This window comes from Paractinoplanes ovalisporus (genome assembly GCF_016834655.1).
In the GTDB taxonomy this organism is placed as follows: domain Bacteria; phylum Actinomycetota; class Actinomycetes; order Mycobacteriales; family Micromonosporaceae; genus Actinoplanes; species Actinoplanes ovalisporus.
The window spans coordinates 34791-49539 of the sequence record NZ_JAENHP010000003.1 but is presented as its reverse complement, the minus strand read 5'-3'; the positions used below and the strand labels follow the sequence as shown (position 1 = coordinate 49539).

Annotated in this window: 10 protein-coding genes; 6 read left to right on the top strand and 4 right to left on the bottom strand. The window is 71.6% G+C overall.

The window, feature by feature from the left end; translation table 11 throughout:
• Positions 1-10 precede the first annotated feature (10 nt).
• On the top strand, positions 11-775 hold the full coding sequence (locus tag JIG36_RS10360; RefSeq protein WP_203375886.1) for a serine hydrolase: 765 nt from the start codon (positions 11-13) through the stop codon (positions 773-775).
• A gap of 165 nt (positions 776-940) precedes the next feature.
• Here JIG36_RS10360 and JIG36_RS10355 read toward each other — a convergent pair whose 3' ends face one another.
• The 3 genes from JIG36_RS10355 to JIG36_RS10345 form a co-directional block, all read right to left on the bottom strand.
• Positions 941-2812 (bottom strand): pectate lyase-like domain-containing protein, encoded by a 1872-nt coding sequence (locus tag JIG36_RS10355; protein WP_203375885.1) that lies wholly within the window; start codon positions 2810-2812, stop codon positions 941-943.
• A 188-nt stretch (positions 2813-3000) separates the two neighbouring features.
• Positions 3001-4167 carry an RNA polymerase sigma factor gene (locus JIG36_RS10350; RefSeq protein ID WP_203375884.1) on the bottom strand — a complete coding sequence of 389 codons (1167 nt, stop codon included), beginning with the start codon at positions 4165-4167 and terminating at the stop codon, positions 3001-3003.
• Between the two features lie 37 nt (positions 4168-4204).
• On the bottom strand, positions 4205-4561 hold the full coding sequence (locus JIG36_RS10345) for a YciI family protein (protein ID WP_203375883.1): 357 nt from the start codon (positions 4559-4561) through the stop codon (positions 4205-4207).
• 113 nt (positions 4562-4674) lie between these two features.
• Between JIG36_RS10345 and JIG36_RS10340 the strand changes: the two genes are divergently transcribed.
• From JIG36_RS10340 to JIG36_RS10330, 3 genes are all read left to right on the top strand, one after another.
• Complete coding sequence (locus JIG36_RS10340) at positions 4675-7839, top strand: ATP-binding protein (RefSeq protein WP_203375882.1); 3165 nt, start codon at positions 4675-4677, stop codon at positions 7837-7839.
• Between the two features lie 73 nt (positions 7840-7912).
• Positions 7913-9280: an FAD-binding oxidoreductase gene (locus tag JIG36_RS10335; RefSeq protein WP_203375881.1), complete on the top strand. Its 1368-nt coding sequence runs from the start codon at positions 7913-7915 to the stop codon at positions 9278-9280.
• Positions 9281-9506: 226 nt separating this feature from the next.
• Positions 9507-12314 carry a hypothetical protein gene (locus JIG36_RS10330; protein ID WP_203375880.1) on the top strand — a complete coding sequence of 936 codons (2808 nt, stop codon included), beginning with the start codon at positions 9507-9509 and terminating at the stop codon, positions 12312-12314.
• A 37-nt stretch (positions 12315-12351) separates the two neighbouring features.
• Here JIG36_RS10330 and JIG36_RS10325 read toward each other — a convergent pair whose 3' ends face one another.
• Complete coding sequence (locus JIG36_RS10325; protein WP_203375879.1) at positions 12352-13047, bottom strand: TetR/AcrR family transcriptional regulator; 696 nt, start codon at positions 13045-13047, stop codon at positions 12352-12354.
• Between the two features lie 102 nt (positions 13048-13149).
• Here JIG36_RS10325 and JIG36_RS10320 point away from each other — a divergent pair, with 102 nt between their 5' ends.
• Positions 13150-13878 (top strand): SDR family oxidoreductase, encoded by a 729-nt coding sequence (locus JIG36_RS10320; protein WP_236046618.1) that lies wholly within the window; start codon positions 13150-13152, stop codon positions 13876-13878.
• The gene (locus tag JIG36_RS10315; RefSeq protein ID WP_203375877.1) at positions 13878-14744 is read left to right on the top strand and encodes an SDR family NAD(P)-dependent oxidoreductase; all 867 of its coding nucleotides are present in this window, start codon (positions 13878-13880) and stop codon (positions 14742-14744) included. The genes JIG36_RS10320 and JIG36_RS10315 overlap by 1 nt, the downstream gene beginning before the upstream one ends.
• The last annotated feature ends 5 nt before the right edge of the window (positions 14745-14749 follow it).

Here is a 14749-nt window from a genome sequence, read left to right as displayed (position 1 = left end):
AATGATCGGCATGCGACTGCAGCACGTGGTGGACGAGGTGGTGGCCGGGACGCCGGGAGTGCGGTGGTCGATCTCGGTGCCGGGGCGGGCGGAGCACGAGCCGGGGCGGCGGCTCCGGACGGCCAGCGTCGGGAAACTGCTGCTGCTGATCGAGACGGCGCGGCAGCTCGAGGACGGCACGCTGGGGGCGGGCGACTTGCTCGTACGGGATCCGGGGGTGGCCGTGGCCGACTCGGGGCTGTGGCAGCACCTGGCCGTGGACGCGCTTCCGGTCGTGGATCTGGCGGTTCTGGTCGCGGCGGTCAGCGACAACTGGGCGACCAACGTGCTGCTCGGGCGGATCGGGCTCGACGCCGTAGCGAAACTGGCCGCCGAGCTGGGGTTGCGGGAGACGGGACTTCTTGACCGCGTACGGGATGGGCGTGGTCCTGATGATCCGCCGACGCTCTCGACCGGGGCGGCGGGGGAACTGGCGGCGCTGATGGTGCGGATCAGTCGCGGTGAGCTGATCTCGGAGGCGGTGTCGGCGCGGATGGACGGGTGGATGGCGACCAGCGCCGACCTGTCGATGGTGGCGTCCGGGTTCGGCGCCGATCCGCTCGCGCACACCCGGTCGGTGCGGAACAAGACCGGCACCGACGACGGGATCCGCGCCGACGTGGGTTATCTGGGTGACCGGGCGTACGCGGTCCTGGCCGAGTTCGATCATGAGCAGCCGGGCCGGACCGCGCAGGTCATGGAGGGTATGCGCGCGATCGGGGCGGCGCTGTCGTAAAGCTGTCCCACCGGTGTCTGTTCGGCTAATGGCGTGTCGCCCTCAGGGCGGGAGAATGGCGGACGGGATGGGTGCCTATCCCCGCCAGGAGGCATCCGTCCCCTAGACGGGAAAGCGAACGGGCCGGAGTCGTGAACGACTCCGGCCCGTCGCGTCTGACCTGCCCTAGGAAGCCGGGTAGTCGGTGATGAAGACCGGGGTCCCCGTCGCCGACATCTCGGCCGGTCCACCGACGCCGTTGACGACGTGGTTGATCGTCCCGGCGCTGAGGTTGACGGTCATGATGTGGTGCAGCTTCACACCGGGGCGCTTCGGGACCTCGAAACCGTTCTCGGTCACGATCGACGGGTTGTTCTGGTTGAAGACGTAGACGCCGGCCCCGTACAGGGAGTGGTTCTTGACCTTGTCTCCGACCTTGTAACCCGCGTACCCCTTGGTCTTGCCGTTCATCCAGTCGGCCTGAGTCGGCGGGTCGTACGGCAGTTCGTTCTGGTAGAGCACCGTGACGCCCTTTTCGCCGTTCCAAACGGTGTTGTACTTCTGGAAGTGCTCGACGAACAGGCCCGTCGCGGTCACGTTGTCGCCGTTGATCACGGCGCCGTAGCGACCGGTGTTGGTGCGCCACCGCTGGGTGTCACCGTTCACGCCCTCGGTGAAGCCCTCGACACCGTGGTCACCGCGCCACACCCAGGTGTGGTCGATCAGCACGTTGTCGCTGTTGATCTCCAGAGCCGTGTCGACCTTGCCGATGTGCGGGCCGCCCACCCGGAAGTAGACGTCCGACAGGGTGGTCGGGTTCGAGGGCGAGCTGATCTTCAGCCCGTTCTTGTTGCCGACCTGCAGCAGGTTCTTCGACTCCTTGGTGCCGGCGTCGATGGTGACGCCCGCGATGATGACGCCGGGGACGTCGGCGACCTTGAGCGGCGTGACCCCGTTGACCGCGGTCAGCGTCGCGTGACCGATCCCGAGCACGACCTGGTTGGGCCGCAGCACGTGGATGCTCTGGTCGATGTTGTAGACACCCGGCGTGAACAGCAGGTTCTTGCCGAGCAGCAGCTGCGCGTTGATCAGCCACTCCGGGTCGGACGGCTTCGCGACGAAGAAGTCGCTCAGCGGGATCGTCCGGCCGCTGGTCATGTCCTCGTCCCAGCTGACACCGCTGGTGTTGCGGTGCGCGCTCGGCACGCGGACGTTGTACTTGCCCTTGGCGTCCACGAACAGGAACGGCTTCTCCCGGCTCAGCGGGGTCTTCTCCAGGGTCGTGTACGGCGGGTCCGGGAACGTGGCGTCGGAGGGCGCGCCCTCGACACCGGCGAAGACCTGGTTCCACACCGCGTTCGACCAGTTGTCGACCTTGCTGTTACGGGTGAGCCACTGCTGCTGCGAACCGTTCGTCACGCCGCCGAACTTGGAGTCGGCGATGAAACCACCACTGGCGTACTGCGGGCCGGCGGTGCAGTAGTCCATCAGCGTGAAGCCACCGTCGACGTTGAGACGACGCAGCGACACGGCCTGCGAGACGGCCCAGAAGTTGGCGCCGGCCCGGCACCCGTCCTGACCCGCTCCGTTGACCTTGATGGACAGGTTCGACAGCGTGCGCCAGAAGTTGACCAGCGCGAGGCAGTTCGCCGTGCCGTTCTCGGTGAGGCAGCGGTTGTAGACCTCCACCTTGCCGTTGATCACGACGTCGTTCGGTGACGCGCCGAGGCCGGAGACCTCGGTGTAGTAGCCCACCTTGATCTGCAGCGGCTGGGCGTCGGTGCCATAGGTGCCCGGCTTGAACAGGAAGGCGTAGCGGTTGGTGCCCATCTCCGCGTTGACCTGCTGCGCGTGCGCCGCGTCGAGCTTCGCCTGAATCTCGGCGACGGGCATGCTCGGGTCGAAGATGGTGACGTTGGTGCCGAAATTTGGTGCGGCTGCGGCGGCCGGGGCAGGGGCTGCGGCGGCGGGCGCGCTGGTGAGCGCACCCACGGTGACCGCGGCGAGCCCAACGGCGAGAATCCGTCGCAGGTGCCGGCGACCGGCAGTTTTCGTCATGCGCAAACGTCCTTCCGTAATGGGGAAGCAACAAACTGGATCACAGGAAGCAATAGAGCGATGCGCATGTCAAGCGTCCGGTTGCCCGCCGGGAGCGGCATTCGCACAGGCTTCGGACATAGCGCCGCGGTTCCGGAACCGACGTTGCCCTTTCGCGTGGATCTTGCTGCCCCGAAACCGGTACCGGGTCAGCCCGCCCGCTTGATCAAGAAGTCACGTTCCGTGTCGGTCGGGGCCAGTTCGGCCGCCCGGCTGAACTCCCGCGCCGCCGCCTCCCGGTCGCCGAGCCGCAGCGCGATCTCGCCCCGGGCCGCCCACAAGTGGTGGTTTCGCGGCAATTGCTCCTCCAGGCCGGCGATCACGTCGCGGGCCGCGGCCGGTCCGTCGGCCTCCAGCACGGCGACCGCCCGGTTGAGCCGCACGACGGGCGAGCCGGTGAGCGCCTCGAGTTGCGCGTAGAGCCGGGCGATGGCGGCCCAGTCGGTGTCCTCGGCGCGTCCGGCGATCGCGTGCCGGGCGGCGATCATCGCCTGCAACCGGTACGGCTCGTCCGGCGTCCTCACTTCCAGCAGCGTGAGCGCTTCGGCGATGTCGAGAGCGTTCCATTGCGTACGATCCTGGTCGGCCAGAAGCACCAGCCGGCCGTCCCGCAACCGCGCGCGCCGCCGCGAGTGCTGAAGCAGCATCAGCGCCAGCACCGACGCCGTCTCCGCATCGGTCGGCCTCAGCTCGTGCAGCAGCCGGGTCAGCCGGACCGCCTCCCCCGCCACCTCGTCCCGGAACGACCGGTAGCCCTCGGTGAAGAGCAGATAGAGCACCGCCCGTACGCCCGGCACCCGCTCGGGCAGGTCGACCGGGGTGGGCAGCCGCAGCGGGATCCCGGCCGCCCGGATCTTCTGCTTGGCCCGCGTGATCCGGGCCGCCATGGTCGCCTCGGGAACCAGGAACAACCGGGCGATCTCGGGCACGGTCAGGCCGGCCACAAACCGCAGGGCCAGCGCGACCCGAGCCTCGCGACCCAGCGATGGATGGCAGCACGCGAACAGCAGGCCCAGCGAGTCGTCGGCGGCCCGGGCCGGGAACTCGGCCGGGGTGTGCTCCTCGGTGATCAGCAACGGCAGATAGCGGGTCAGGGTCTGTTCGCGGCGGCGCCGGTCGACCGCCCGCCGCCGCGCCACCGAGAGCAGCCACGCCGCCGGGCGCCGCGGGACGCCCTCGCCGGGCCACTGGTCGGTGGCGGCGGCGAAGGCGTCCTGCAACGCCTCCTCGGCCAGGTCGAAGCTGCGCAACTCCGCGACCAGCGTGGCCATGAGGGGCCCACGGTGCTCGTGGAAGGCAGCCTCGACGCTGGTCATGCGGACGGGTGCTCTCGGTTGGCGGCTTCGACGCCGGTCATGCTGAGGGGTGCTCGACCACGGGGCGGACCTCGATGATGTCTTCCACCCCGGCCAGGGCGCGGGCGAACTCCAGGGCCTCGTCCAGGTCACGGGCCTCGACCAGGTAGAAGCCACCCAGCTGCTCGGCCGTCTCGGCGTACGGGCCGTCGGTCATCAGGGCCTCGCCGTCGGCCGTCATCCGCACCGTGGTGGCGGCGCTGGTCAGGGCCAGCTCCTCGCCACCGCGCCCGGCGTCGCGCGACCGCAGCAGGTCGGAGAACCGGCCGTGCGCGGCGTAGACCTTCTCCCGGGTCGCCTCGTCGGCCTCGGCCCAGTCCTTCTCCACCGAATACATCAGCAGTGCGTACTTCATGTCGGCAATCCTCTCGTGCGGAACTGTCAACGGGTCGTCGCGCGACGTCCGGCGGAATCGACAACACCACCAGGATGATTTTCCGTGATCGGCGCAGGATCTAGCCTGACGTCATGCGTTTCCGTCTGCTCGGTCCCCTGGAGGTGCGGACCGGCGACGGAAGTCTGGTCGATCTCGGCGGCCCCAAGCCCCGGGCGCTGCTGACCCTGCTGCTCAGCGAGGCCGGCCGGGTGGTCAGCGTCGACCGGGTGATCGCGACGCTGTGGGGCGACGCTCCGCCGCCCGGGGCGATCGGCACGGTCCAGGCGTACGTGTCGCAGACGCGCCGCCTGCTCGGCCGCGACCTGATCGTCACCCGCTCCCCCGGTTATCTCGCCGCGGCCGAGGATGCCGAGCTTGATCTCGTACGGCTCCCGGCCCTGCTCGACGAGGCCGCGGACCGCCCCGGCGACGCCGTGAAGCTGCTGACCGAGGCGGTCGAGCTGTGGCGAGGCGACCCTCTGGCCGATCTGCCGGACGACCCCCTCGTCGTAGCCGAACGCGCCCGCCTGGCCGACCTGCACCTGCTGGCCCGCCAGCGCCGAGCGGTCGCATGGGCCGCCGTCGGCCGCACCGCCGAGGCGGTCACCGAGCTCGAGCGTCTGGTGGCCGAGCAGCCGCTGCGCGAGTCCCTGTGGGCGGCGCTGATCGAGGCCCTGTACGCGGCCGGTCGCCAGGCCGACGCCCTCGACGCCTACCGCCGCTGCGCCCGGCTGCTCGCCGACGAGCTGGGCATCGACCCCAGCCCGGCCCTGCGGTCGCTGGAGCAGGCGGTCCTGCGCCAGGACCCGGCCCTCGGCCCGCACCCCCGCCACGCGCCGCCCGGCCGGTCGGATCATCTGGTGGGACGGCACGCGGAACAGGCCCGGCTGCGGGCCGCGCTGGCCGAGGTCACCCGGGGCAACGGCGCCGTTGTGGCGCTCGAGGGCGAGGCCGGCATCGGCAAGACCCGGCTGGCCGAGGCGGCCGCGGCCATGGCCGGCGCCCAGGGCTGGCGCTCGGCCTGGAGCCGCTGCGCGGACGACGACGGCGTGCCGGCCCTGTGGCCCTGGCTCCAGATCCTCGAACGGCTCGACGGCCGCCCCCTGCACGCCACCGGCGACGGCGATCCCACCTTCGCCCTGTTCCAGGAGCTGCGGGCCCGGCTGACGGCCGCGGCGACGGCCACCCCGGTGCTCGTGGTGCTCGACGACGTGCAGGCGGCCGACGCGACCTCCCTCGCGCTGCTGGCGCTGCTCACCCGGCACCTCGACGGCGTACGGCTGCTGGTGGTGCTCACCGTGCGCACGATCGGTGAGGAGCTGGGCGCCGAAGTGGTCGACTGCCTGGCCGCCCTCGCCCGCGAACCACGGGCCCAGCGGCTGCAGCTGACCGGACTGACCCCGGCCGACGTGCGGGAGCTGATCGCTCCCCGGGCGGGCGCGGCCGACGTGGACGACCTCGCGCGGGTGGTCCACGAACGCACCGACGGCAACCCCTTCTTCGCCGGCGAGCTGGCCGAACTGGCCGCGGCCGAGGGGCGGGTCGACACGTTGCCGCCCTCCGTACGGGACGTGCTCGACCGGCGCCTGGCCCGGCTCAGCACCGAGACGGTCGAGCTGCTGCGCCTGGCCGCCGTGATCGGCCGCGACGCCGGGCTGACCCTGCTCGAGGCCGCCTCCGGGCTCGACGCCGAGCAGGTCATCACCCGTCTGGAACCGGCCGTCGGCCACCGGGTGCTGCGTTTCGACGAGAGCGCCTGGCGGTGGCGGTTCAGTCATGCCCTCGTACGGGAAACGCTCGTCGCCGGTCTGAGCCGGATCGCCGCCGCGCGTCTGCACGCCCGGGTCGCCCGCGCCCTCGGCGACGGCGCGGCCGACGTGGACCGGCTCGCGCACCACTACTTTCACGCCGTGCCGGTGACCGGCGCCGAACCGGCCCGCCGCTATGCCGAGGAGGCCGCAGCCGCCGCCCGCGATCTGCACGCCCACGCCGAGGCGTCGATGCAGACCCGGCGGGCGCTGGCGTTGCTCGGGCCCGACCCGCAGCACCGGCACCGGCTGCTGGTCATGCTGGGCGACGACCTGCTGCGCGCGGGCCGGCTCACCGAGGCGCAGGAGGTGGTGGCGGAGGCGATCGCGGTCGCGCGGCGGCTCGGCGATCACGACAAACTCGCCGCCGCGGCCAGCGTGTGGGGCGGCGTGACGCTGTGGAACTGGCGGGCCTACGGCGTGGTCGACGAGTCCATGGTGGCGCTGCTCGAAGAGCTGGCGGCCGAGGCCGGGGAGCGGGATCCGGCGCTGCGGGCGCGGCTGCTCGGCACGCTCGGCGTCGAGCTCGCGTACAGCTCGGCGCGGCGCGGAGACAGCGCCGCCTACGCCGAGCGGGCCGTCGTCCTGGCCCGCACGCTCGACGACCCGGAGCTGCTCGGCCGCACGGTCAACAACTACATGATCTCGACGTGGGGGTCGGCCGACCGGGTCGAGCGCTGGCTGGCGGCCTCGGACGAGGCGCTCGCTCTTGCCGGGCGCGGCCTTCCGCTGCGTACGGAGTTCTTCGCCCGTCTGCACCGGGGTCCCCTGCTGCTGCACCTCGGCGACGCGGAGGGTTTCGAGGCCGACCTCGCCGCCGCGACCCGGCTGGCCGCGCGGCTGACCGGGCCCGACGTGCAGCCGCACCTGCTCTATCAGGAGACCGGCCGGGCCATGCTGCGCGGGCAGTGGGCCGAGGCTGAGGAGCACGCGAACCGGGCCTACGACAGCTTCCAGCAGACCAGCCTGTGGGGTGCGCAGTTCTGCCGGGCCCTGCACACGTTCTCGTTCCGGCGGCTCGACGGGCGCCTGGGCGAGGTCGTCGGCGAGCTGGTCGACGCGGCCGACCGGCTGGCGGTGCCGCTGCTGCACGGGACGGCGGTGCTGGCGGCGGCCGGGGCCGGGGACCTGGTCGAGGCGCGGCGGTTGCGGCGGCGCTGGCCCGACGTGCTCCCCCGCGACTGGACCACCGACGCGGTGGTGGTCGTCCGGGCCTGGGTCGCGCTGGCCCTCGGCGGGGACATCGCCCGGTCGTACGGCGAACTCCTGCCCTTCCGCGGCCGGCAGATCGTGGTCGGGACGGCGGGCGCGTGCTGGGGTTCCTACGACCTGGAGCTGGCGCGTCTCGCTTCGGCTCTGGGCCGGCCGGCCGACGAGCACCGGCGCGAGGCCGCCCTGTCGGGTCGCCGGGTGGGCTCCGAATGGCAGGTTCAGGATTCCTCAAGGTGAGCCTTAAGCCGATCACAAGTGGCGGTCGGCAGAGTCATCGGTGTTGACACACGGATGACCGAAAGGGACCACCATGACCGAGTCCTTCGACCTTCTTCGTCGCAGGCTCACCGGCTCTCTGGCGCTGCCGGGCGACACCCTGTACGCGGCGCTGGCGACCGGATACAACGTCGCGATCACCGCCAAGCCGGCCGCGGTCGTCGAGGCCCGCGACGCGCACGATGTCGCCGAGGCCGTACGGTTCGCGGCCGGCACCGGGCGTGCGGCCGGTGTGCAGGCCACCGGGCACGGGCTGGCCGACACCTACGACGACGCGATTCTCGTGCACACCGGCCGCCTCGACGAGTGCGTCGTGCACCCCGACGGCTGGGCCCGGGTCGGGGCGGGCGTGCGCTGGCAGCAGGTGATCGACGCGGCCGCCGCGCACGGGCTGGCCCCGCTCTGCGGCGCGGCTCCGGGCGTGGGCGTCGTCGGCTACACCACCGGCGGCGGTCTCGGGCCGGTCGCGCGGACGTTCGGCTGGGCGTCCGACCGCGTACGGGCCGTCGAGATCGTCACCGGCGACGGCGAGCTGCGGCGGGCCACCCCGACCGAGGAGCCGGACCTGTTCTGGGGCGTCCGGGGCGGCAAGGGCGCGCTCGGCATCGTGACGGCGCTCGAGTTCGACCTGATTCCCCAGCCCACCCTGTACGCCGGTGCCCTCTACTTCGCCGCCCCCGACGCGTCGACGGTGCTGCACCGCTGGCGGGAGTGGTCGTCGGCGCTGCCGCTGGAGGCGACCACCTCGCTGGCGTTCCTGCAGCTGCCGCCGATGCCCGGGGTTCCGCCGCAGCTGGCCGGCCAGTTCACGGTGGCCGTCCGCTTCGCCTGGACCGGATCGGAGGAGTCGGGCGCGGCCGTGCTGGCCCCGATGCGGGCGGCGGCGACCCCGGTCATCGACGCCGTGCAGACGATCCCGTACGCGGCCATCGGCATGATCCACTCCGACCCGTCCGACCCGATGCCGGTGATCGAGGAGACCGACCTGCTGGCGTCGTTCCCGGCCGAGGCGGCGGACGCGCTGCTGGCCGTGGCCGGGCCCGACGCCCGGTCCCCGCAGGTGATCGTCGAGCTGCGCCAGCTGGGCGGCGCTCTGGCCGCGGAACCTGCCCACCCGAGCGCCGTGTGCCACCGCGACGCGGCGTTCAGCCTGCTCACCATCGGTGTGCCGGTGCCGCCGATCGCCGCGGCCATCGTCCCGCACGCGGCCGCCGTGCGGGCTGCGTTGGACCCGTGGCTGACCGGCGGGGCGCTGCCGAACCTGAGCGCGGGCACGGGGGCGGCGCGTCTGGCGCGGTCCTACGACCCGGCGACGCTCTCCCGCCTGGTCGAGGTGGCCGAGCGGTACGACCCGTCGCACGTGCTGCGGGTGGGCCAGGTGCCGGTGCGCCGGGCGGCCTGAGACGAGCGTGCCGTGGCTTGGCGGAGCCGCGGCACGCCACCATACGACCCGCCGGGCGAGCGAGGGGGCGGCCCGGCGGGCGTGTGTGGGGCGGCCGGGCGGGCGTGTGTAGGGCGTCCGGGCGGGCGTGTGTAGGGCGTCCGGGCGGGCGTGTGTAGGGCGTCCGGGCGGGACTCCCCCTTTTGGACGGTCGAAGTCCGCGACGGCCGGTCCTACCATCGGCGCCATGCCGCCAACCCGGACGACCGAGTCGGAGACAGCCGGTTCCGAGGAGGGCTGGCTGTGGTCGACGCCGGAGGAGTTCCGGACCCGCCTGTCCGAGCTGGCCGAGCGCACCTTGCGCGACGATCCGGGCCTTCAGGCCGCGCTGGCACGGTGGCGGGACGAGCTGATCGTGCCGCAGCTGATCGAGACCGTCGATCACCGTGCCGCGAAGCTGCTGGCCCGCACCAATCGCGAGCTCGACGACGTCGCGCAGAAGCGGCAGGCCCTCGATGACTACACCGGCACCCGTGAATCCGCGGAGTTCGGCCAGTTCGGCCGGCGGCTGGCCCTCGGCGCCGGTGTCCTCTCCGTTCTTGCCTTTCCGGTGTGGGTGTGGCAGACGTGGCCCGCCCTGTCGACGTGGGCCGGCGGGCCCTTGGCGGTCCTGTTGACCCTGCTCTCCGGCATCATGGTCGGGGCCGTCGGCGTGGTCCTCTTCGTCCTCGGCCAACCCGATCGCCCGCCGCGCCGTTATCTACGCCCCGCAACCGACGGCGACATCGGCTTCGACCTGGCGAGCGCGTCGTTGCTCGGTGCGCTCGTCATCGGTTACCTCATCGCCCTCTGGCAACTGCTGACGGACACCATCCGCCATGTGGGGCCGGTCTGGGCGGCCGTCATCTGGATCGTGCCGGGCGCCTTCGCTCTGTGGTTCGGCGGGCTCGCTGTCTTCCTGCTCGCCAAAAGCGAGTTTCCCCGGGGTCGCAAGGTTCGAGGCGCGTGCCTGCTCCTCGCGTCGGTGGCCGGCGCCGTCGCTGTCTGGGGACTGCTGACCCCACTCGAGCCGATTCCGCCGCACGTTCCCGAGATCGCGGCCCTCGCCGTCGCCTTGGTGATCGGCTCGGCCGGGCCCGCCTTTCTCCGCCTGCTGCTCGCGAGGATCCGCCGATTGCTCGCCGACACGGCCATGAGGATGGCACCCGGCAGCAGCGTCGCCACAGCGCTGCGCACCGAGCACGAACGGAAGCTGCGGTCGCTCCAGCACGACATCGACGTGGCGGAGCAGCGGTGGGAGGACGCGGCCCGTCCGTTGCTGATTCAGCGGCTGCAGGCCGAGATCGCGCAGCGGGTCAGCCCCGGCTTCGCCACCACCCTGGACGAGATCAGCCCGCACGGTCTCCAGCAGATGCGCGGCCCCGACTACATCGTGCACACCCGGTCGTTCGACCGGCTCAGCGCCGAGATCTCGGGACTCAGCGGCGGAGCCGTGGGGCTGGCGGGGCCGCGGGGCGTCGGGAAGTCGTCGCTGCTCGACCAGTACCGCGCCGGCCGCATCACGGAAGCCGGAACCGCCGGTCGGCAGCTGGTCGTCACGGAGAGCGTGCCGGTCACCTACGAGCCGAAGGAGTATGTCCTTTACCTCTACGGCCGCCTGTGCGAGGAGGTCGCGGCGTTCGCGGGCCCGCCGCCGGGAACGCGTCGCCGCCGGGCTCCGGGCCGTCACCTGGGGCCGGTCGCCGCGGTGGGCTTGGTCTGGATGGTCGCCGTCGTGGTGGGCACCGGGCGATGGTCCGGCCTCGACTACCGGCCACCCTCCTGGCTGGCGAGCGGGTGGCTGGCCCTGGCCGTGACCGGCATCCTCGCCGGGGCGATCGCGCTCGGCGCCGGAACGCGTCGGATGACCGATGACCTCAGCACCGAGGAGGGTGATCCGGCCGATCTCGCGGATCTGCGGCAACGCGCGGAGCGACGGCTGCGGACGATTCGGTTCCAGCAGAAGGAAACATTCGGCTCAACGGGAAAGGTGCGGTTGCCATTCGCGGCCGAGCGGGGCGCGACCGCCGCGCAGGAGTTCCAGCGGTACCCGATGCCGTACCCGGAGATCGCGAACGAATTGCACAAGTTCCTGACCATGACCACCCGGACGTTGGCCCGTTCGGCGGCGATGAGCCGGATCCCGGTCGTGGTCGTCTTCGACGAGCTGGACAAGATCGCCGATCCGGACCGTGTGCAGGACTTTCTGAACACGGTGAAGTCGTTGTTCAGCTTGGAGATCGGTGGCTGCCTGTTCCTGGTGTCGGTCTCCGATGACGCACTGTCCCGCTTCGATCGCCGCGGGCTGCCGGTCCGGGATGCGCTCGACAGCACGTTCGACGCGGTCGTCCCGGTCGAATACCTGAACCTCGACGACGCGACGGCCCTGATCGCCGACCGGGTGGCCGGCCTGCCCGACCCGTTCATCGCGCTGCTGCACACCCTCGGCGGCGGCCTGCCGCGTGAACTGCTGCGCTATACCCGGGCGCTGGTGCGGCACCGGGACGAGAAGGGGCTGGCCGCGATCAGCCAGGCGATGGTCGGTGACGAGCTCCGGGCCAAAGCGCGCGGGCTGGGGGCGGTCATCGCCCGGCGTGGCCTGGTCGAGCCGTACGCGAGTGATCTCATGCGGTTCGTCAACGACAACACCGCGCCGCAGTACGCCGCGCTCCTCACGGCGATCAGCTCGCCGCCACTTGCTCCGGCCACGGACAACTCGACCGAACAGCTGGCCGACGCGCTGCACCTGCAGATGGAGACGCTCGGCTTTCTCTACTACTGCGCGACGGTCCTGCAGGTGTTCGACGACCTGAAGGAACGCGGCTTCGAGCGGCGCCGGGCCTCGTTCGACACGCTGGCCTCGGCGCGGCAGCTGTTCGGCGTCAACGCCCGGCTCGCGTGGTTGACCGTCGGCTCGTTCCGCCGCGAATGGTCGATGACCGAAGTCGTCCCGCCCGACCTGACGGGGCCGGCCGACCACGCCTCGGCCCCTCGGGTCCAGCCAGACGGCCTCTAGCTGGCGCCTCGCACACACCTCAGCTACGAAACACGCGCTAGGCGAGTCTCTGCAGCCAGAGGTCGAGCAGCGCGATCTCGGCCGGTTCGAGGGCTGCGGTTCCGGTGACGGCCAGCTGGGAGCGCAGGCGCAGGGCGGCCGCGGCAACCGGGTCTCCGTCCTCGGTGCTGACCTCGGGGGTGGTCAGGACGGCGGCGAAGATGGCGTCGCGGGTGCGGTCGGACAGCGCCGGGTCGTCGAACAGCTCGGGCTGAGCGATGCAGCTCAGCACCAACCCCACGTTGGCCGGGAGGATCAGCTGGGCGGCCGCGTTAGGGGTGATGCGCAGGGCCCCGATCGCCGCGCAACGCAGCAACGAGTCTTCGAGCAGGTCCATGATCTCGCGGCGGGCATGGGCGTGCGAGCGCGGGCGCGGGGCGAACATCAGCTGATAGAGCGCGGGATTGTTGCGGCCGAAATCCATGTGGTCGTCCCAGCCGGCCAGCAGGTCGGCCACCGGGTCGTCGGTCTTGGGCTGGGCTGCCTTGCGGTCGGCATATTTCAGCAGCCCCTCGTCGGCCAGCGCGTCGAGCAGGCCGTTCTTGTCGCCGAACAAGCGGTAGAGCACGGGCTGGGTGACGCCGACCGCCTCGCAGACGGCCCGGGTGGCGATGTCGCCGTCGGCCGACGCCACCAACTGCTGCTCGGCGGCGGCCAGCATCGCGGCGCGAAGTCCCGGCGTGATCGTCGTCATGAAATCAATGATACGCCACGGGGGTAGCGGCGGTACGCGACTGTGCTACGGTCGTCATATCGCTGCTACGGAGCCGCGATATCAATGCTAGGGAGAGAGACCATGGCACGGGTAGCAATCGTCACCGGCGGGTCGCGCGGCATCGGCCGGGCCACCGCCAAGCAGCTGGCCGCCCGGGGCGACGCGGTCGTCGTCGGTTATGCGGGCAACGCCGAACTGGCCGACGAGGTGGTTGCGGAGATCACCGCGGCCGGTGGTCGGGCCGTCGCGGGGCGGGCCGACGTCGCCGACGAGAAAGAGGTCGCGGCGCTGTTCGAGCTGGGCGAGAAGACGTACGGGGGAATCGATGTCGTCGTGAACTCGGCCGGCATCATGACCCTCTCCCCCATCGCCGACCTCGACCTCGACGCGCTCGACCGGATGCACCGCACCAACATCCGCGGCACCTTCGTGGTGCTGCGCGAGGCGGCCCGGCGGCTGCGTGACGGCGGTTCGGTCGTCACGGTGTCCACCTCGGTCGTCGGGCTGCAACTGCCCGCATACGCCGGATACGCCGCCAGCAAGGCCGCCGTCGAGGCCACCTCGCTGATCCTGGCCCGCGAACTGCGCGGCCGTGACATCACGGTCAACACGGTCGCCCCCGGCCCCACCGCGACCAGCTTCTTCCTCGACGGCAAAGACCAGGAGACGATCGACCGGATGGCCAAGCAGCCGCCGCTGGAGCGCCTGGGCACCCCCGAGGACGCGGCCGCGATGATCTCTTTCCTGACCGGTCCCGAGGGTCACTGGATCAACGGCCAGACCATCCGCAGCAACGGGGGGATCATCTGATGACGGTCGTCCTGGTCACCGGCGCGTCCAGCGGATTCGGCCGGCTCACCGCGGAATCACTCACTCAGGCCGGCTACGTCGTGGCGGCCGGCATGCGCGACCCGGGCGGGCGTAACACCGCCGCGGCGTCGGCTTTCGGAGACCGTACGGTCGAACTGGACGTCCAGTCCTCGTCGTCGGTCGACGCGGCGGTCCGGCAGGTGCTCGACCGGCACGGCCAGATCGACATGGTCGTGCACAACGCCGGGCACATGGTGCTGGGACCGGCCGAGGCTTTCACGCCGGAAGAACTCGCTTCCCTGTACGACGTGAACGTCCTCGGCGCCCAGCGGGTCAACCGGGCGGTGCTGCCGGGGATGCGTACGCGGGGAACCGGTCTGTTGATCTGGGTCGGCAGCTCCTCCACCCGCGGCGGGCACCCGCCCTTCCTCGCGCCGTATTTCGCCGCCAAGGCCGCGATGGACGCGCTCGCGGAGAGCTACGCGGCCGAGTTGATCCGCTTCGGCATCGACACCACGATCGTCGTGCCCGGGGCGTTCACCTCGGGCACCAACCACTTCGCGCACGCGGGCACGCCTCAGGACAAGGAGCGGGAGCTTGCGTACGAGGGAAAGTACGGTTCCCTGCGTGCGGAGCTGAACGAGCGCCTGGCCGCCCTGATCCCACCCGGCAGCGAGGCGCAGACGGTCGCCGACGAGATCGTGCGCGTGGCGTCGCTACCCGCCGGCGAGCGTCCGTTCCGCACCCACGTCGACCCGAGCCGCGACGGCAGCGAGGTGGTGTCGGCGGTGGCCGACCGGATCCGCCAGGAGTTCTACCACCGCATCGGCATCGCGGACCTGTTGCCCGCGAACGCTTCGCTCTGATCGGG